Source organism: Streptomyces lienomycini, from assembly GCF_027947595.1.
Lineage (GTDB): Bacteria > Actinomycetota > Actinomycetes > Streptomycetales > Streptomycetaceae > Streptomyces > Streptomyces lienomycini.
Window position 1 is genome coordinate 1,645,784 of sequence record NZ_CP116257.1, and the last position, 18,258, is coordinate 1,664,041.

Sequence of the window (18,258 nt, forward strand, 5' to 3'; positions counted from 1 at the left end):
CCACGCGCCCCGCCCCGCCCCGCAGCGGCTCTTCGCCGGCCGTCGATCCCCTCAGTAGCCGAAGTCCTGCGTCCACCAGGGGCCGCCGGAGCCGAAGTGGACGCCGACTCCCAGGGTCTTGAAGTCGCAGTTCAGGATGTTGGCCCGGTGGTCGGGGCTGTTCATCCAGGCGTCCATGACGGCCTGGGCGTCGGCCTGGCCGCGGGCTATGTTCTCGCCTCCGAGGCCGGATATGCCCGCTGCCTCCGCCCGGTCCCAGGGGGTCTTGCCGCCGGGGTCGGTGTGGTCGAAGAAGCCCTGGGTGGCCATGGACCGGCTGAAGTCCTCGGCCAGCTCGCGCAGGGCGCTGTTCGCGGCCACCGGGCTGCAGCCCGACCTGGCCCGTTCGTCGTTGACCAGTTTGAGCACCTGCGCCTGGGCGACGGCCTCGTCCGAGACGGCGGCGGGCGCGCTGGGCCTCGCGGGCTCCTCGGCGGCCGGACGCGAGGGCGTGGTCTGCGGCCTCGTACGCGGAGGCGTCGTCGGCTTCCCGGCCTTCGACGGTGTCCCGGCCGGTGCGGCGGGCTTCGACGCCGGTGCCGAGGGGGACGGGGAGACCGGGGACGGCGCGGCGGACGGGGAGTCCCCGGCGGAGGAGCTGCCCGAGGGGGAGTCCCCGGCCGGGGCCCGCGAGGAGGAGCGGTCGGTGCCGCGGCTCGTGGCGGCACCGTCACCGGGGCCCGGGTCGGCGCTGCCGGAGGTGCCGCCCTGCTGGGACGGGCTGTTCGTCGGGGAGTCCTGGGCCTGCACCCGGTCGCCCCCGCCGCTGCCCCCGCCGATCCGGTAGTTGTCGAGGCCCGGCACCGCGCCCGTGGCCATCGCCACCGTGCCGATGGCGACCGCGGCGGACACCCCGAGCAGACCGGTGCGGACCGGGGTGGCGGCCTTCTTCCGGCGGCGGCGCCCTCCGCCGGGCTGCGGGCCGCCGGCGGGGGTGTAGCCGCCGCTGGGGAAGGCGACCGTGCGGCCGGCCTGCGGACCGTCGCTGCCGTCGCCGTCCGGGGCGTCCGGGTCGTCCGCGAAGAGGTAGGCGTCGCTCCTGGCCCGGACCTCGGCATAGGCCTCGGGGTTCAGATAGGGCGCGATGCCCATCGTGGCGGGTGTCTCGCCCGGGTCCGGCGCCGGCCGGCCGGGGGCCCGGCCCGTCGTGGCGTCCGGATGGCGGTCCTGCGCGGCGCGGCCCGTGGCGGCGCGGCCGGCGGCGGAGCGTCGGTGGCGTCCCATGTCCTGGCCTTCCTCGTCCTCGTCCTCGCGCCGGGCGTGCCCTCGCGGTCGACTGTGCTCACGATCAACACGGAACTCACACCATCGAGTGAGTTTCACGTGGTATTCGCTGGATCGGGACGGTACCGCATGGTGCCAGGGGGTGAAGTGTCCCGCGAGACATTGACTGGTTAGGTTGCAGTCATGAGCGAGGATGTACGGCTGGTCGCGTGGGTGCGCGGTCAGGTCCAGGGCGTGGGTTTCCGCTGGTTCACGCGGGCCAGGGCGCTGGAACTCGGCGGGATGAGTGGTTTTGCTCTCAATCTGGGCGACGGCCGCGTCCAGGTCGTCGCGGAGGGCCCGCGCGAGCGCTGCGAGGGGCTGCTCGACTGGCTGCGGGGTGACGACACGCCCGGGCGGGTGGACGGTGTCACCGAGATCTGGGACACACCCCGCGGCGGCTACGACGGCTTCGCCATCCGCTGAACCCCGGCCGCCCGAGGAGTCGCGGACGGGGGGCGAGGGCCCTCTCGCGGGGGTGGCGGAGGGAAAACGGGCAGGTGGTTGCCAAGGGCGGCCGCTCGTGGCAGGCTCCGCACGCAGAATGATCGCCACGCCCCGAGGGTCCCGCAGGAGTCGCAGCGTCTGCCGTTCACCGGCCGCATGCCACCGGGCGCCCGCCGATACGGGGCGTGATCGTGTTGACCGTCAAACTTTTTGGTGAGACGCTGAAAGCCCCGCGCACCTTAGCTGTTTGGCATGGTTGAACGGCAGTAAAAACTCCAAAGTGCCAAGCACCGCGGGTGCGATTCCCTCACGACCCAACCGCTTCGGTCGGTCACTCATTGTGGAGGACCATCCATCATGGCAAAGGCGCTTCTCGGTTACGTCGGCGGCTCCGACCCTCGACTCCTCGCCGAGATGCGACGGCTCCAGCAGCGCGTCCAGGACCTGGAATCCGAACTCGGACGAATCCAGGCGGAGAACGACGCGCTGGCGGCTGCCGCTTCTCACGACAGGATCATGGAGAGCATGGAGAGCGTTGACGCACACCAGGCGGAGCCTGCGCTCACCTGATCACTGCATCGCTCCACTACGCCACGGCAGTGGTCGGGCCCGCTCGTACCACCGCTCCGGTGTCAGAGTCTGCAAGGGACGCTTCGGCGTCCCTTCTTTCTTTCCCGCCCCGCCCCCGCCCCCGGTCCCGGTGCCTCTGCCTGTCCCTGCCCCGCGCAACCTTTCACCCTCTTCAACGTCTGATGTGCCCTGCACGTTCACCGGTGAAACCGCGGCGGTTCACCGGTTCATGGAGTGAGACACGCCCGAAAGGTAGAGTCCGACGGCGTGCACCTGAAGGCCCTGACCCTGCGCGGGTTCAAGTCGTTCGCCTCCGCGACCACGCTCCGGTTCGAGCCCGGCATCACCTGTGTCGTCGGACCCAACGGTTCGGGCAAGTCCAACGTCGTCGACGCGCTCAGCTGGGTCATGGGCGAACAGGGCGCCAAGTCGCTGCGCGGCGGCAAGATGGAGGACGTCATCTTCGCCGGCACCACCGGCCGCCCGCCGCTCGGCCGGGCCGAGGTGTCGCTGACCGTCGACAACTCCGACGGGGCCCTGCCCATCGAGTACGCCGAGGTCACCATCACGCGGATCATGTTCCGCAACGGCGGCAGCGAGTACCAGATCAACGGCGACACCTGCCGCCTCCTGGACATCCAGGAACTCCTCTCCGACTCCGGCATCGGCCGCGAGATGCACGTCATCGTCGGCCAGGGCCAGCTCGACTCCGTGCTGCACGCCGACCCGATGGGACGCCGCGCCTTCATCGAAGAGGCCGCCGGCGTCCTCAAGCACCGCAAGCGCAAGGAGAAGGCGCTCAGGAAACTGGACGCGATGCAGGCCAACCTCGCGCGTGTCCAGGACCTCACCGACGAACTGCGGCGCCAGCTCAAGCCCCTGGGCCGGCAGGCGGCGGTCGCCAGGAGGGCCGCCGTCATCCAGGCCGACCTCCGGGACGCCCGGCTGCGGCTGCTCGCCGACGACCTCGTACGGATGCGCGAGGCGCTGAGTGCCGAGATCGCCGACGAGGCCGCGCTCAAGGAACGCAAGGAGACCGCCGAACGGGAGCTGGGCAAGGCCCTGCGCCGCGAGGCGGACCTGGAGGACGAGGTACGGCGGCTCACCCCGCGCCTCCAGCGCGCCCAGCAGACCTGGTACGAGCTGTCCCAGCTCGCCGAACGGGTGCGCGGCACCGTCTCACTGGCCGACGCCCGCGTGAAGAGCGCCACCTCGACGCCGCCCGAGGAGCGCCGCGGCCGCGACCCGGAGGAACTGGAGCGCGAGGCCGCGCGCGTCCGCGAACAGGAGGCGGAGCTGGAGTCGGCCCTGGAGGCGGCCGAACACGCCCTGGAGGACACGGTCGCCCACCGCGCGGACCTCGAACGCGAACTGGCCCAGGAGGAACGCCGCCTCAAGGACGCCGCACGCGCCATCGCCGACCGCCGCGAGGGTCTGGTCCGGCTGGGCGGCCAGGTGGGTGCCGCCCGGTCCCGCGCCGCCTCCGCCCAGGCCGAGATCGAGCGGCTGACCGAAGCCCGCGACGAGTCGCGGGAGCGGGCCGCCGCCGCCCAGGAGGAGTACGAGACCCTCCAGGCCCAGGTCGACGGACTCGACGCCGACGACCAGGAACTCGCCGAGCGGCACGAGGCGGCCAAGCGGCACCTGGCCGAGGCCGAGGACGCGCTCGGCGCCGCCCGCGAGGCCGCCACCGAGGCGGAGCGCCGCCGCGCCGCCACCCGCGCCCGGCACGAGGCGCTCGCGCTCGGCCTGCGCCGCAAGGACGGCACCGGCGCGGTGCTCGCCGCCCGGGACCGTCTCACCGGCCTGCTCGGCCCGGCCGCCGAGCTGCTCACCGTCACGCCCGGCCATGAGGCCGCCCTCGCCGCCGCCTTCGGCGCGGCCGCCGACGCCCTCGCGGTCACCTCCCCGGCGGCCGCCGCCGACGCCATCCGCCTGCTGCGCAAGCAGGACGCCGGCCGGGCCGCCCTGCTCCTCGCCGGCGCCCCCGACGCCGTACCGGACGAGGCGCGCGTCCACGGACCGCCGTACGCCGCCGACCTCGTCCGCGGTCCGTCCGACCTGATGCCCGCCGTACGGCGGCTGCTGCGCGGGATCGTCGTCGTCGCCACTTTGGAGGACGCCGAGGACCTCGTCCACGCCCGGCCCGGCCTGACCGCGGTGACGGCCGACGGGGACCTGCTCGGCGCGCACTTCGCGCAGGGCGGGTCGGCCGGGGCGCCCAGCCTCCTGGAGGTGCGGGCGTCCGTCGACCAGGCCGCCGCCGAGCTGGAGGAGCTGGGCGGGCGGTGCGAGGACCTGGCCGCGGCGCAGGAAGCGGCCGTCGGGCGTCGGCGGAAGTGCGCGGCGCTCGTCGAGGAGCTGGGGGAGCGGCGCCGGGCCGCCGACCGGGAGAAGTCGTCCGTCGCCCAGCAGCTGGGCCGGCTCGCGGGCCAGGCACGGGGCGCGGCCGGAGAGGCGGAACGGTCCGCTGCCGCGGCGGCCCGGGCGCAGGAGGCGCTGGACAAGGCGCTCATGGAGGTCGAGGAGCTGGCGGAGCGGCTCGCCGTCGCCGAGGAGAGTGCCCCCTTCGGGGAAGGAGGGGAGGAGGAGCCCGACACCGCCGCCCGCGACCGGCTCGCCGCCGACGGGGCCAACGCCCGCCAGACCGAGATGGAGGCCCGCCTCCAGGTCCGCACCCACGAGGAGCGGGCCAAGTCGCTGGCCGGACGGGCCGACTCCCTGGACCGGGCCGCCCGCGCCGAACGCGAGGCACGCGCGCGTGCCGAGCAGCGGCGGGCCCGGCTGCGGTACGAGGCGGCCGTCGCCGAGGCGGTCGCCGCCGGCGCCCGGCAGCTCCTCGCCCACGTCGAGGTCTCCCTGACCCGCGCCGACGCGGAACGCACCCTCGCCGAGGCGGCCAAGGCCCGGCGCGAACGGGAACTGACCGCCGCGCGCACCGCCGGACGCGACCTCAAGGCGGAGCTGGACAAGTTGACGGATTCAGTTCACCGGGGAGAGGTACTCGGCGCCGAGAAGCGGCTGCGCATCGAGCAGCTGGAGACCAAGGCGCTGGAGGAACTCGGTGTGGAACCGGCGGGGCTCGCGGCCGAGTACGGCCCCCATCAACCGGTGCCGCCCTCGCCCCCCGCCGACGGCGAGGAGCTACCGGACCCTGCGTCCAACAGCGGCTCCGCCGCGGGTGGGCACCCGCGCAACCTTCCGAGGCCCTTCGTCCGCTCCGAGCAGGAGAAGCGGCTGAGGTCCGCCGAACGCGCCTACCAGCAGCTCGGCAAGGTCAACCCGCTGGCGCTGGAGGAGTTCGCGGCGCTGGAGGAACGGCACCAGTTCCTCAGCGAGCAGCTGGAGGACCTGAAGAAGACCCGCGCCGACCTGCTCCAGGTCGTCAAGGAGGTCGACGAGCGCGTCGAGCAGGTCTTCACCGAGGCGTTCCGGGACACCGCCCGCGAGTTCGAGGGCGTCTTCGGCCGGCTCTTCCCGGGCGGTGAGGGGCGGCTGATCCTGACCGACCCCGACAACATGCTCACCACGGGCGTGGACGTCGAGGCCCGGCCGCCGGGCAAGAAGGTCAAGCGGCTCTCGCTGCTCTCCGGCGGGGAGCGTTCGCTGACCGCGGTGGCGATGCTGGTGTCGATCTTCAAGGCCCGCCCGAGCCCGTTCTACGTGATGGACGAGGTCGAGGCGGCGCTCGACGACACCAACCTGCAGCGGCTGATCCGGATCATGCAGGAGCTGCAGGAGGCCTCGCAGCTGATCGTGATCACGCACCAGAAGCGCACGATGGAGGTCGCCGACGCACTCTACGGAGTGTCCATGCAGGGTGACGGTGTGTCGAAGGTCATCAGTCAGCGGTTGCGCTAGATCCTGAAGGCACACAACACGATTGCTTCAACTCTTGAACGCGTTTCGTGGTCGAGCGCGGGTCGGGCTGGGTAGAACTCAGAGCTACCGCGCTATTGACTTCGGAACTTGAAGGCATAGTCTCTGCAACGTTGCTTTTACCTTCAGGTCCCTTCCGTTGGCACCTCGAAGGGCGAACCACCCCGGCAGCGTTGCCGGTAGCCGGAGGAGTACACGTGGCCAGCACATCGCAGGCGCCCAACCCAGGAGCCGGGACGGCTCACCCCGATCATCTCGGGCACGTCATCTTCATCGCGGCGGCGGCCGCGATGGGCGGTTTCCTGTTCGGCTACGACAGTTCCGTGATCAACGGCGCCGTCGAGGCCATCCGGGACCGCTACGACGTCGGCTCCGCGGTGCTGGCCCAGGTCATCGCCATCGCCCTGATCGGCTGCGCCATCGGCGCCGCCACCGCCGGCCGCATCGCCGACCGCATCGGCCGCATCCGCTGCATGCAGATCGCGGCGGTCCTCTTCACCATCAGCGCCATCGGCTCCGCACTGCCCTTCGCACTGTGGGACCTCGCCATGTGGCGCATCATCGGCGGCTTCGCCATCGGCATGGCCTCCGTGATCGGCCCCGCCTACATCGCCGAGGTCTCCCCGCCCGCCTACCGCGGCCGGCTCGGCTCCTTCCAGCAGGCCGCGATCGTCGTCGGCATCGCCGTGTCGCAGCTGGTCAACTGGGGTCTGCTGAACGCCGCGGGCGGCGACCAGCGCGGCAAGCTGATGGGCCTGGAGGCCTGGCAGGTCATGCTCGGCGTCATGGTGGTCCCGGCCGTCCTCTACGGCCTGCTGTCCTTCGCCATCCCGGAGTCCCCCCGCTTCCTGATCTCCGTCGGCAAGCACGAACGCGCCAAGAAGGTCCTCGAGGAGGTCGAGGGCAGGGACACCGACTTCGACGCCCGCGTCGCCGAGATCGAGCACGCGATGCACCGGGAGGAGAAGTCCTCCTTCAAGGACCTCCTCGGCGGCAGCTTCTTCTTCAAGCCGATCGTCTGGATCGGTATCGGCCTGTCCGTCTTCCAGCAGTTCGTCGGCATCAACGTCGCGTTCTACTACTCCTCGACGCTGTGGCAGTCGGTCGGCGTCGACCCGACGCAGTCGTTCTTCTACTCGTTCACGACGTCGATCATCAACATCGTCGGCACCGTGATCGCGATGATCTTCGTGGACCGCATCGGCCGCAAGCCGCTCGCCCTGATCGGCTCGGTCGGCATGGTGATCGGCCTCGCGCTGGAGGCCTGGGCCTTCTCCTTCGACCTGGTCGACGGCAAGCTCCCGGCCACCCAGGGCTGGGTCGCCCTGATCGCCGCCCACGTCTTCGTCCTCTTCTTCGCCCTCTCCTGGGGCGTGGTCGTCTGGGTCTTCCTCGGCGAGATGTTCCCCAACCGGATCCGCGCCGCCGCCCTGGGCGTGGCCGCCTCCGCGCAGTGGATCGCCAACTGGGCCATCACCGCGAGCTTCCCGTCGCTGGCCGACTGGAACCTCTCCGTCACCTACGTGATCTACACGGTCTTCGCCGCGCTCTCCATCCCGTTCGTCCTGAAATTCGTCAAGGAGACGAAGGGCAAGGCACTGGAGGAGATGGGCTGACGCCCTCCCCGGGAGGAGCCCCCGAACCCGGAGCCCCCGAACCCGGGGGGAGGAGCCAAGTCCCCGCCGCCCCTTCCCCCGCGACACCCGCCGCCGCCCCCGTCCGGGCCCACCGCCCGGACGGGGGCGGCGCCGTCGTACGACACTCGCCCGCACACCTCGGAGTGGCTCGCGCGGCCGCACGCCCCTCTCATGGCATCCTGCTGCGCGAATCGATCAATTCGCATCGATCCCTCAGCCCCGATCAGTCCGAGAGTCTTCGGCTAGGCCGTCGTACGCCCTGCCGCCCGGTCGGCCGCCGCATGCGCCCCGGGAGGACACATTTCCAGCTTCAGTCGGATTACCAGCGCAGCCGTTCATCATCCCGGGCAGCGTCAGTCGGTCGCGGAGGTCGAGGAGGCGGTGCGCGCCACCAACCCTCACCTGCTCATCGTCGACGGAGTACTGGAACGCCTCTACGGACTCCGGGAACGGCGCGTGGCCCCACCCGGCACCCTGCCCTCCGACCTCGCGGCCGCGGCGGGCGAGTCGGCGCTCGCACAGGCCGGTGTCTCGCCCGCGGACGTCGGTCTCCTGATCTTCGCCGGTGTCAGCGAGGACCTGGAGGAACCCGCCACCGCTCATGTCGTCGCCCACAAACTCGGCGTGCGGGCGCCCGTCTTCGACGTGAAGAACGCCTGCAACGGCGTGCTCAACGCCCTGCAGATCGCCGACGCGCTGATCAGGACCGGCACGCACACCACCGTGCTGATCACCACCGGCGAACTGCCCAGCCGGCTGATGCGGCTGCCGGCGGCCGACCGGTCCGAACTCGCCTACGCCATGCCCGCCTACACCGGCGGCGACATGGGCGCGGCCCTGCTCGTCCAGGCCTCGGCGGACCCCGGTCTGCTCGCCACCCGGTTCGCCGCCGACCCGGCCGGGTGGGACGCCGCGACCATGGTCAACCCCTACTTCGGCAGCGATGACCGGCCGAGGTGCCCGCGCATCGACTCCGAGTCCCTGGTGCGCTCGTGCCTGGGCTTCGCGCAGGACGGCGTGCGGGAGATGGAGGACCTGGGCTTCAAGATCGGGGACGCCGACCTCGTCTGCGTCCACCAGGCGTCGGTGCCCTTCACCCGCACGCTCTGCGCGGCCCTGGGCGCCGAACCGGACCACGTCGTCCCGGTCTTCCCCCGGTACGGCAACGTCGGCACCGGCTGCCTGCCCCTGCAACTGGTCGAGGCGCGGGACGCCGGGCGACTGAACCGCGGCGACCTGGTCGCCCTGTTCGGTCTCGCCAGCGGCACCAGCTGCGGCCTCGCCCTGTGCCAGTGGTGAGCGACGCCTGGATCTGCTCGGTCCTGCAGTCCTACGAAGGCGACCACGCCCCGGCCCACCGCTACGTGGACGGCGACGGACACACCCGGGAACTCTCGCGGGCCCGGCTCCTGGACGAGGTACGCGACCGCGCCCGGCGGCTGACCGCGTGCGGGGCGGGCCCCGGCAGCCGGGTGGCGCTGTCGGCCGAGAACCCCGGGCGGTTCGTCCCCGCCTTCCTCGGCGCCGTCTGGGCCGGCATGATCCCCGTCCCGCTCCCGCCGCCACCGGTCCTCGGACGGCGCGACGCGTGGACCGAAGGGCTCGCCGCGTCGCTCCCCGTGGCCCGGCCGGACCTCGTCGTCGCCGAGGCGACGACGCTCGCCCAGCTGCCCCCGACCGCGGCCCGCCATCTCTCCTACGACTCCCTGGAGGCAGCCTCCGCACCGGCGGACCCGCCCGCACCCGCGGCCTACCGGCCCGACCGGACCGCCTACCTCCAGTTCAGCAGCGGCAGCACGGGACGGCCCAGGGCGGTCGTGGCCACCGCCGGCTCGGTGACCGCCAACAGCCTCGCCATCATGCGGCACGGACTGGCCGCCGACCCCGCCCGCGACCACGGCGTGAGCTGGCTGCCGCTCCACCACGACATGGGCCTGGTCGGGTTCGTCCTCGCCCCGCTGGCCGTCGGCGTACCCGTGACGCTCCTCGCCACCCGACTGTTCGTCCGCGACCCCGGCATCTGGATGCGCACCCTGTCCGACGTGGGAGGCACGATCACCGGCGCCCCCAACTTCGCCTACGCGCTGGCCACCCGGCGCACGGACGACGACCGCCTGGCCCGCCTCGACCTGTCCGCGGCACACACCCTGCTCTGCGGCGGCGAACCGGTCAGTCCCCGCACCCTGCGGCGCTTCGCCGACGCCCACCACGTGGCCGGACTCGACCCGGCGGCGCTGCGCCCGTGCTACGGACTGGCCGAGTCGACGCTCGCGGTGTCCATCGCCCCCCGGGGCACGGCATCGCGCCCCGACCGGGTCTCCTGGGCCCGCCTGCGCGACCACGACCGGGCCGCCCCCTGCGGCGACGACGAGGAAGCCGTGGAGGTCGCGGGCTGCGGTCCGCCCTTCCCCGGCCACGAGGCACGCGTCGTCGACGGCGCCGGACTGCCCTGCGCCGAGCGGCAGGTGGGCGAGATCTGGGTCCGCGGCCCCTCCGTGTGCGCCGGGTACGCGGACGAGGCGCGCGAGCGGCCCGCCCCGGTCGCCGACGACGGCTGGCTGCGCACCGGGGACCGCGGCTACCTCGCCGACGGAGCCCTCCACCCGGCGGGCCGGCTGAAGGACGTCCTCGTCGTCCAGGGACGCAACATCGACCCGCAGCGCGTCGAGTGGGCCGCCGAGGCGGCGGAAGGCGTGCGCACCGGAGGAGCCGTCGCCTTCACCCGGCCGGGGACCGACACCGAGGAGGTGGTCGTGGTCGCCGAATGCCGCCCCCACCAGTCGGAGCGGATCGGCGGCGCCGTACGCGAGATCGTCTCGCAGCGCCTCGGGCTGAGCGTCGGCGACGTCGTGGCCGTCGTCCCGGGCACGCTCGCGAAGACGACGTCGGGCAAACCCCGGCGCCAGGAGATGCGCCGCCGCTACCTCCTCGGAGACCTCCCACCCGTCACCACCGACCCGCGAAGGAACAGCTCATGACACCGTCCGACATCCCGCAGGTCCTGCACCGGGCCTACCAGCAGGTCACGCAGCGCGACCCCGGGACCCTGGACCGGGACGCCGACATCCGCGCGCTGGGCGTCGACTCCGTGCAGCTCCTCGAAATGATCGTGATCGCCGAGACCGAGCTGGGCCTGCGCGTCCCGGACGCGGCCCTGGGCAGCGTGGAGACGATCGGGGACCTGTACGACATGCTCGGCCAGGCACTGCCGCAGACGCAGACGCAGGGACAGGCGCTTCCGCAGACCCCGACGGCCGTGCGATGACCTCGATCGCACTGCGCGAGGCGTTCCACCGCGAGTTCATGACCTTCTTCGAGCGGGCCGAACGGACCCGCCGCTGGAGCGTCTTCGACGACGTCCCCTGGGACCGGCTGCCCGAGGTGCCGGAGGACCCCGGACTGGCCCTCGCCGCCGAGACGTTCTGCGGCATCGAGATGTTCCTGCCCGACTACCTCCAGGCCCACCTGTCGCTGCTGGTCGGCGACTACGGGCAGGCCTGGTTCTCCGCGAACTGGGGCTACGAGGAGGCCAAGCACGCCCTCGCCCTGCGCGAGTACCTGCTGCGCAGCGGCCGGCGCACCGAGGCGCAGCTGCGGGAGTTCGGGGACGCCGTACTGGCACGCCGCTGGGAGCCGCCGTACCGGACGCCCCGGCAGATGGTCGTGTACTCCGCCCTCCAGGAACTGACGACCTTCGTCAGCTACCGCAAGCAGCGCGAACTCGCCCAGCGGCTGGACGACCCGGTCCTCGCCGAGGTCTACCGGCTGATCGGCCGGGACGAGATGGCGCACTGCCGCTTCTACCAGCGGATCCTGACCCTGCACCTCGACGAGGACCGGGACGGCACGCTGAAGGACCTCGCCCACGTGGTGCGCACCTTCCGCATGCCCGCCCACGAGCTGCTGCCCGACCGCGCGGACCGCGAGAGCGTCCGCACCACCGGCTTCGGCAACGGCGCCTTCATCACGGAGGTCGTCCTGCCCTCGCTCGGCGCGCTCGGCCTCACCCGGCACGACCTGTACTCCGCCGCGGCCACCGTGCCCGCGGCCCGCTGAGGCGGGGTTCCGGGCGGCTCCCGCGGACCGTGCCGCGGGAGCCGCTCCGACCGGCCCCCTAGAGCGCGGAGTTCACATGGCCGGCGAACCTGCGCGCCTGCGCTTCCGACCCCCGCAGCAGCACCGCGAGCCGGTCCCGGGCCTCCTCGCCGTCGGCGCCGAGACCGGTCCGGTCGAACACCCGCAGGTGGCGCACGACCGGTGCCAGCACCTCCGTGTGGTGGGTCACCGGGGAGTAGATGCCCGACCGCGCCATCGACATCGACAGACGCGGGAAGTCGGGCGCGGCGTGCGCCGGGGACCGGAACGTCGCCACCACGGTCGCCAGCGCCCGTACGGTCCGCTCCGGCCGCAGTTCCATGGCCGCTTCGAGGATCCGGCGGTAGAACAGCATGTGCCGGTTCTCGTCCTGGGCGATCCGCCGCAGCAGCGCCGCGCACACCGGCTCGCCGCAGATCCGCCTGATGTTCCGGTACGAGATCCGGGTCGCCAGTTCCTGCAGGGTGACGTACACCAGCCCGGCCAGCACGTCGCCGCGGTAGTCGCTGTCGTACCCGGTCTGCATGTGCCGTCGGCGCGCGTCCTCCATGGCCACCGGATCGGCGGCCCGCGTGACGACCAGGTAGTCCCGGACGGCCGTCCCGTGGCGGTCCTCCTCCACCGTCCACCGGTTGACCCAGGTGCCCCACGCGCCGTCCCTGCTGAACAGCTCGGCGATCACCCGGTGGTAGCTGGGCAGGTTGTCCTCGCTCAGGAGGTTGTGCAGCAGCGCGTCCCGCACCGCGGAGTCCATGGCGCCCTGCTCCGGCGACCAGGGCTCCCCTTCCAGGGGTCCGTCGTAGTCGCGCCCGAGCGCCCACGGAACGAACCGGTGCGGATACCAGTCGTCCGCGGTTTCGAAATGGGTGTCCAGGGCGCGTGCCACCACCGGCTCCAACTCGGTGAGCAGCCCGATGTCTTCGCGCTCCACCTCTGGCGCGTGCATAACAGCCTCCCGACGATGCCGAAGTGCGGCGAGACCGTCCACGCTCCGGCGGATTCCAACCGGTCACCGGCCATGCTCGCCCACCGCGCGGGCGCACCCCGCACAGCGCGCCGGGCCGCCGACGAGAGCCGGTAAGTGTGATGAATTCCGGTGAGCGACAAGGGGGTTCGCGCTCGGGGCACGCCTGATCCAGCCGGGTGAAGTTTCCGCGCCGACGAGAATTCCGCGCCGTCCGGCCGTCGGAGCCGACCTACCGTGGCGCCATGCCTCCCCCCACGCCGCCGGCCGACCTGCTGCCCGGCTACCCGGCGGCCGACCGGTGGCGGCGCGTCCCGCAAACCGGCCAGCACTACGTCGACGCCGGATCGGGCCCGCCCGTCCTGCTGCTGCACGGGAACCCGTCGTGGAGCTACCAGTGGCGGCACCTGATCGCCGCGCTCTCCCCGGACTTCCGCTGCGTCGCCCCCGACCTCGCCGGGCTGGGGCTGTCACCGCGACCGCGCGTACCGGCCGCCGCCGTCGACCGGCATCTGCTGCAACTCGACCACCTCGACGCGCTGTTCGATCACCTCACCGCAGGCCGGGACACGCCCCGCGACGCCTGGACGCTGGTGCTGCACGACTGGGGCGGTCCGCTCGGCCTCGCCTGGGCGCGGCGCAGGGCACTGCGCCCCGCCCGCGTCGTCGTGCTCAACTCCCTCTGCTTCCCCTGGCCTTCCGGCTACCGGCTGCCCTTCTACCTGCGCTGGATCCGGGACCACCGCGGCGTCGCCGCCCTGGCCCACGCCACCAACTTCTTCCCCCGGGCCGCCGTACGCGGCGGAGTCGTGGCTCCGCTGCGCCGGGCCGAACGGCGGGCGTACCTGCTGCCGCTCGCCCGCGGCGGCGACCGGCGCGCGGTCGTGGACTTCGTACGCGGCATCCCGCGCGACGAACGGGAGGAGGCCTGGCGGCTCCTCGAACCGGGCGACGACGACGGGACCGACCTGGCCACCCTGCCGCTGTTCGTCGGCTGGGGCATGCGCGACCCCGTGTTCACGCCGCTCGTCCTCAAGGAGTGGGAACGCCGGTTCCCGCACGCGCGGGTCCACCGCTATCCCGACGCCGGCCACTACGTCATGGAGGACGCGGCACACCGGCTCGGGCGGGACATCCGCGACTTCCTCTCCTCCTCGGAACGGGGCTGACCATGGCCGACCTCCACGCCCGGCTGGAGCGGCTCGCCGCGGAACGGCCGCACGACACCGCCCTCGTCCACGGCCGCCGCGACGGTTCGGGCCGGGCCGTCACCTTCGCCCGGCTCGTCGCGGGATGCCGGGAGGCGGCCCGGGCCTTCGAACGGGCCGGGGTACGCCGCGGCCACAAGGCCGTGACCATGACCGGCGACCCGTACCACCTGTTCACCACCGTCCACGGCCTGCTCGCCGTCGGAGCGGTCCCGGTCCTGGTCGACCCCGGCCTGCCCCGGGCCGCCCTGCGGCAGTGCCTGGACGAGGTCGCCCCCGAGGTCTTCGTCGGGCAACCGCTCGCGCACCTGGGGCGTACGGCACTGGGCTGGGCCCGCGGTCACGTAAGGACGGCCGTCGTCACCGGGGCGTCCGTGCCGGGCCTGCGGCGGCGACTGCCCGTGCCCCGCGCCCGGCAGGGCCGGACGCCCTCCCCTCCGCCCGCGCCCGACGACCTCGCGCTGATCGCCTTCACCTCCGGATCGACCGGGATTCCCAAGGGGGCCGAGTACCACCACAGCACCCTGGTCGGGCAGGCCGAGACGCTGGCCCGCCTGGTCGGCACCGACGGCACGCTGTTCGCCGGGTTCCTTCCCGTCGTCCTGCTCGGGCCGCTGCTCGGGCACACGACCGTCGCCCCCGCGGTCAGCCACCGCGCCCCGGCCCGCACACCGCCCGCACGCCTGGTCCGCCCGCTCCTGGAGCACCGGACGGACGTGGTGGTCGGCTCGCCCGCCGTCCTCGGGCTGCTCGCCGAGCACTGCGCGCGCAGGCGGCTCACCCTCGACTCCGTCGACCGCGTGATCTCCTTCGGCGCCCCGCTGCGCGCGGGCCTCGCCGACGCGCTGCACGCGGTGCTGCGGCCGGACGCCCAGGTGCTCAGCGCGTACGGGGCCACCGAGTGCCTGCCGGTGAGTGCCGTCAGCACCACCGAGGCCCGCTCCCCGGGCACCGGCACCTGCGTGGGCCGGCCCCTCGACGGCGTCGTGGCCAGGATCCTCGACGCCGGTCCCGACGGTGTCGGCGAGATCGCCGTCACGGGCGGCAACGTCAGCCCGGCCTACCACGCCCGGCCCGAGGCCACCGCGGCCGCCAAGACCGTCACCGACCAGGGCGTCCAGCACCGGACCGGCGACATGGGGACCATCGACGAGGCGGGCCGCATCTGGTTCCACGGCCGCCGCAGCCACCGCGTCCTCGGTACCGACCACGTCCTGACCACCGAGGACGTCGAGGCCGCCGCCGACACCGTGCCCGGCGTACGGCGCAGCGCCCTCGTCGGCGTCGGCGAGCCGGGCCGGCAGCGGGCCGTGCTGTGCGTGGAGCTGACCGCACGGGCACCCGGGCGGGGGGCTGGACGGGGGGCGGTGGTCGCGGCGGTGCGTGAGCTGCTCGACCGGCGTCCCGAAGGGCGGCACGTCACCGCCGTCCTCGTCCACCCGGGATTCCCGACGGACATCCGGCACAACTCCAAGATCAACCGTGAGCGGCTGGCCGACTGGGCCGCCCGGCGCCCGCGGAGGCCGCGGTGAGCGCGTCCGCCCCCGCCCGGGTCCTCGTCACCGGCGGCAGCGGCTTCCTCGGCGCCGAGATCTGCCGGCAACTCACCGCCCGGGGCACCGAGACGGTCTCCCTCAGCCGCCGCCCGAGCGCCGCACTGACGCGGCTCGGCGTACGCCAGGTCCACGGCGACCTCACCGACCCGGCCGCCGTCGACCGGGCCCTCGCCGGCTGCGACGCCGTCGTCCACAACGCCGCCCTCGCGGGATCCGGCGGTCCGGCGGGCCCCTACCGGCGCACCAACGTCGACGGCACCCGCACGGTGCTCGACCGGTGCCGCCGGCACGGTGTGCGCACCCTCGTCCACACCTCGACCGCCAGCGTCGTCTTCCGGCCCGGGGGAGTGGTGAACGCCGACGAGTGGCTGCCCCACCCGCGCCGGTACCTGGCCGCCTACCCGCACACCAAGGCCGTCGCCGAGACCCTCGTCCTGGGCGCCCACGCCCCCGGCCTCGCCACCCTCGCCCTGCGCCCGCACATCATCTGGGGGCCGGGTGATCCGCACTTCCTGCCCGCCCTCACGCGCGCCGTCCGCGGGGGCCGCCTCGTCATGCCGGGCGACGGCTCCAACCTCGTCGACACCACCCACGTCCGCACCGCCGCCCACGCCCACCTGCTCGCCCTCGACCACCTCCACCAGGGGCGGCCCGTCGGCGGCCGGGCCTACTTCGTCGCCCAGGGCGAGCCGCTGCCGCTGAGGGACCTCGTCCTCGCGCTGCTCGCCGCCGCCGGTGTCCGCGCCGTCTGGCGGCCCGTACCCGCCGCCCTCGCCCACGCCGCCGCGATCGTGCGCGAGACCGCCGCCCGGCTGCCGGGCACCACCGGTACGCACGGCCTCAGCCGCTTCCTGGTCGCCGAACTGGTGCACCCGCACTGGTTCGACCTGACCTCGGCCCGCACCGGTCTCGGGTTCACGCCGCCGCTCGGCGTCGCCGAGGGCATCCGGGAGGCGTTCGAGGCGGCCGGCCGCCCCACGGCGGGCGCGGACCTCCTCGCCCGGTTCCTGCCCGGGCCGACGCCGCCGTCCACAGCGGCCGACCCGGCCGGGACGAAGCGCCCGCCCCCGCCCGCTCACCCCGCCTCACCCGGCACCGAGAAGGGAACCGCCCGCCCATGACCGACACCTACGACGTGATCCGCTCCGTACTGACCACGACGTTCCGGATCCCCGACGACGAGATCAGCCCCGAGCGCACACTCGAACAGCTCGAACTGGACTCCCTCGCCCTCGCCGAGTTCGCGCTCATCCTCCAGGAACGCCTTGAGGTGCGGATCGACGAGGAGCACGCCACCCGGGCCACCACCCTCGCGCAGGTCACCGAGCACCTCGACACCCTGCGCAACCAGTCGGTGGCCACGCAGTGACACCCCGGAGCCCCGTCGCGATCACCGGGCTCGGCCTGATCACACCGGGCGGAGAGGGAGCGCGGGCGACCTGGGACGCGGTGTGCGCCGGAACCGGCACCGCGGCCCCGGACCCCGCACTCACCGGCCTGCCCGTGGACTTCTCCTGCCGCGTCCCCCTGGCCGAGGAGGAACTGGACCGACGGGTCGGACGCCGGGCGTGGCGCATGGGACGCTCGGCGAAGCTCGCCGTCCTCGCCGCCCGGGAAGCCGTCCGCGACGCCGGTCACCGCACCGCCGACTGGGACGGCGCCCGCGTCGCCACGATCCTCGGCTGCGGCATGGGCTGCGTGGACAGATGGGAGGAGCAGGGCCGACGCCTGGAGGAGCGCGGCCCCGACTTCGTCTCGCCGCTCGCCATCCCCCTGGTCCTGCCGAACCTCGGCGCCGGTGAGGTCTCCATCGACCTCGGGGCCCGCGGCATCAGCCTCGCCCCGGCCACCGCCTGCGCCTCCGGGGCGACCGCCCTCGCGCTGGCCCGCGACCTGCTGGCCGCCGACCTGTGCGACGTGGCCGTGGCCGGCGGCGTCGAGGCCGGTGTCAGCCGCCTGTCCGCCACCGGCTTCTGGCGCATGGGGGCCCTCTCCGAACGCCGCACCGCGCCGGCCGGGGCGTCCCGGCCGTTCGCCGCCGACCGGGACGGCTTCGTCGTCGCGGAGGGGGCCGGTGTCCTGGTCCTCGAACGCGCCGCCGACGCCGCCGCCCGCGGCAAGCCGCCCCGCGCCCTGCTCGCGGGCTGCGGCAGCACCTCCGACGCCCACCACCCCACCGCGCCCTCCCCCGACGGGCGCGGAGCGGAGGCCGCACTGCGCATCGCGCTCACCGAGGCCGCGCTCGATCCCGGGGACGTCGACCACGTCAACGCCCACGGCACGTCCACGCCGCTCAACGACGCCGCCGAGGCCGACCTGATCAGCCGGGCCCTGCCGCACCGGCCCAGTGTCACCGCGGCCAAGGGCGTCCTGGGGCACGGCCTCGGCGCCGCCGGGGCGATCGAGGCCGCGCTCACCGTGCTGACCCTCCAGCACCGGCGCGTCCCGCCGATCGCCAACCTGGAGGCACCGGCACCCGGGTTCGACCTCGACTGCGTCGTGAAGGAACCGCGCCGCCAGGAGGTCCGCGCCGCGGTCAGCCACTCCTTCGGCTTCGGCGGGCACAACGTCGTCCTGGCGCTGACCCGCCCGTAGCCCAC

At 73.7% G+C, this 18,258-nt stretch carries 15 protein-coding genes; 13 read left to right on the forward strand and 2 right to left on the reverse strand.

Annotated elements, in window-relative coordinates:
- Positions 1-51: 51 nt before the first annotated feature.
- The gene (locus tag BJ961_RS07760) at positions 52-1,263 is read right to left on the reverse strand and encodes a CAP domain-containing protein (protein WP_271320565.1); all 1,212 of its coding nucleotides are present in this window, start codon (positions 1,261-1,263) and stop codon (positions 52-54) included.
- A gap of 183 nt (positions 1,264-1,446) precedes the next feature.
- On the opposite strand from BJ961_RS07760, the gene BJ961_RS07765 reads away from it, so the two are divergent.
- The 8 genes from BJ961_RS07765 to BJ961_RS07800 all read left to right on the forward strand — a co-directional run bounded on the left by BJ961_RS07765 (position 1,447) and on the right by BJ961_RS07800 (position 11,891).
- Positions 1,447-1,728, forward strand: coding sequence for an acylphosphatase (locus BJ961_RS07765; protein WP_007444898.1), 282 nt, complete (start codon positions 1,447-1,449; stop codon positions 1,726-1,728).
- A gap of 378 nt (positions 1,729-2,106) precedes the next feature.
- Entirely contained in the window at positions 2,107-2,319 is a 213-nt protein-coding gene (locus BJ961_RS07770; RefSeq protein WP_003973418.1) for a hypothetical protein, read from the forward strand.
- Positions 2,320-2,586: 267 nt separating this feature from the next.
- Entirely contained in the window at positions 2,587-6,180 is a 3,594-nt protein-coding gene (gene smc, locus BJ961_RS07775) for a chromosome segregation protein SMC (protein WP_271320566.1), read from the forward strand.
- A 215-nt stretch (positions 6,181-6,395) separates the two neighbouring features.
- Positions 6,396-7,814 (forward strand): sugar porter family MFS transporter, encoded by a 1,419-nt coding sequence (locus BJ961_RS07780; protein ID WP_271320567.1) that lies wholly within the window; start codon positions 6,396-6,398, stop codon positions 7,812-7,814.
- Between the two features lie 402 nt (positions 7,815-8,216).
- Complete coding sequence (locus BJ961_RS07785; protein WP_271320568.1) at positions 8,217-9,134, forward strand: 3-oxoacyl-ACP synthase III family protein; 918 nt, start codon at positions 8,217-8,219, stop codon at positions 9,132-9,134.
- Positions 9,131-10,813, forward strand: a complete 1,683-nt coding sequence (locus BJ961_RS07790; protein WP_271320569.1) for an AMP-binding protein — start codon at positions 9,131-9,133, stop codon at positions 10,811-10,813. The genes BJ961_RS07785 and BJ961_RS07790 overlap by 4 nt, the downstream gene beginning before the upstream one ends.
- Entirely contained in the window at positions 10,810-11,100 is a 291-nt protein-coding gene (locus BJ961_RS07795; RefSeq protein ID WP_271320570.1) for an acyl carrier protein, read from the forward strand. Before BJ961_RS07790 ends, BJ961_RS07795 begins: the two co-directional genes overlap by 4 nt.
- Positions 11,097-11,891 carry an acyl-ACP desaturase gene (locus tag BJ961_RS07800; protein ID WP_271320571.1) on the forward strand — a complete coding sequence of 265 codons (795 nt, stop codon included), beginning with the start codon at positions 11,097-11,099 and terminating at the stop codon, positions 11,889-11,891. The genes BJ961_RS07795 and BJ961_RS07800 overlap by 4 nt, the downstream gene beginning before the upstream one ends.
- 58 nt (positions 11,892-11,949) lie before the next feature.
- Here BJ961_RS07800 and BJ961_RS07805 read toward each other — a convergent pair whose 3' ends face one another.
- Entirely contained in the window at positions 11,950-12,876 is a 927-nt protein-coding gene (locus BJ961_RS07805; protein WP_271320572.1) for an acyl-ACP desaturase, read from the reverse strand.
- A 263-nt stretch (positions 12,877-13,139) separates the two neighbouring features.
- On the opposite strand from BJ961_RS07805, the gene BJ961_RS07810 reads away from it, so the two are divergent.
- Genes BJ961_RS07810 through BJ961_RS07830 form a run of 5 tightly spaced genes read left to right on the forward strand, consistent with a single transcriptional unit; the run spans position 13,140 to position 18,253 of the window.
- Positions 13,140-14,063 carry an alpha/beta fold hydrolase gene (locus tag BJ961_RS07810; protein ID WP_271320573.1) on the forward strand — a complete coding sequence of 308 codons (924 nt, stop codon included), beginning with the start codon at positions 13,140-13,142 and terminating at the stop codon, positions 14,061-14,063.
- Between the two features lie 2 nt (positions 14,064-14,065).
- Positions 14,066-15,634, forward strand: a complete 1,569-nt coding sequence (locus BJ961_RS07815; protein ID WP_271320574.1) for an AMP-binding protein — start codon at positions 14,066-14,068, stop codon at positions 15,632-15,634.
- Complete coding sequence (locus tag BJ961_RS07820; protein ID WP_271320575.1) at positions 15,631-16,779, forward strand: NAD-dependent epimerase/dehydratase family protein; 1,149 nt, start codon at positions 15,631-15,633, stop codon at positions 16,777-16,779. The genes BJ961_RS07815 and BJ961_RS07820 overlap by 4 nt, the downstream gene beginning before the upstream one ends.
- Positions 16,776-17,027 (forward strand): acyl carrier protein, encoded by a 252-nt coding sequence (locus BJ961_RS07825; protein WP_271320576.1) that lies wholly within the window; start codon positions 16,776-16,778, stop codon positions 17,025-17,027. Before BJ961_RS07820 ends, BJ961_RS07825 begins: the two co-directional genes overlap by 4 nt.
- Entirely contained in the window at positions 17,024-18,253 is a 1,230-nt protein-coding gene (locus BJ961_RS07830; protein ID WP_271320577.1) for a beta-ketoacyl-[acyl-carrier-protein] synthase family protein, read from the forward strand. The genes BJ961_RS07825 and BJ961_RS07830 overlap by 4 nt, the downstream gene beginning before the upstream one ends.
- Positions 18,254-18,258 lie beyond the last annotated feature (5 nt).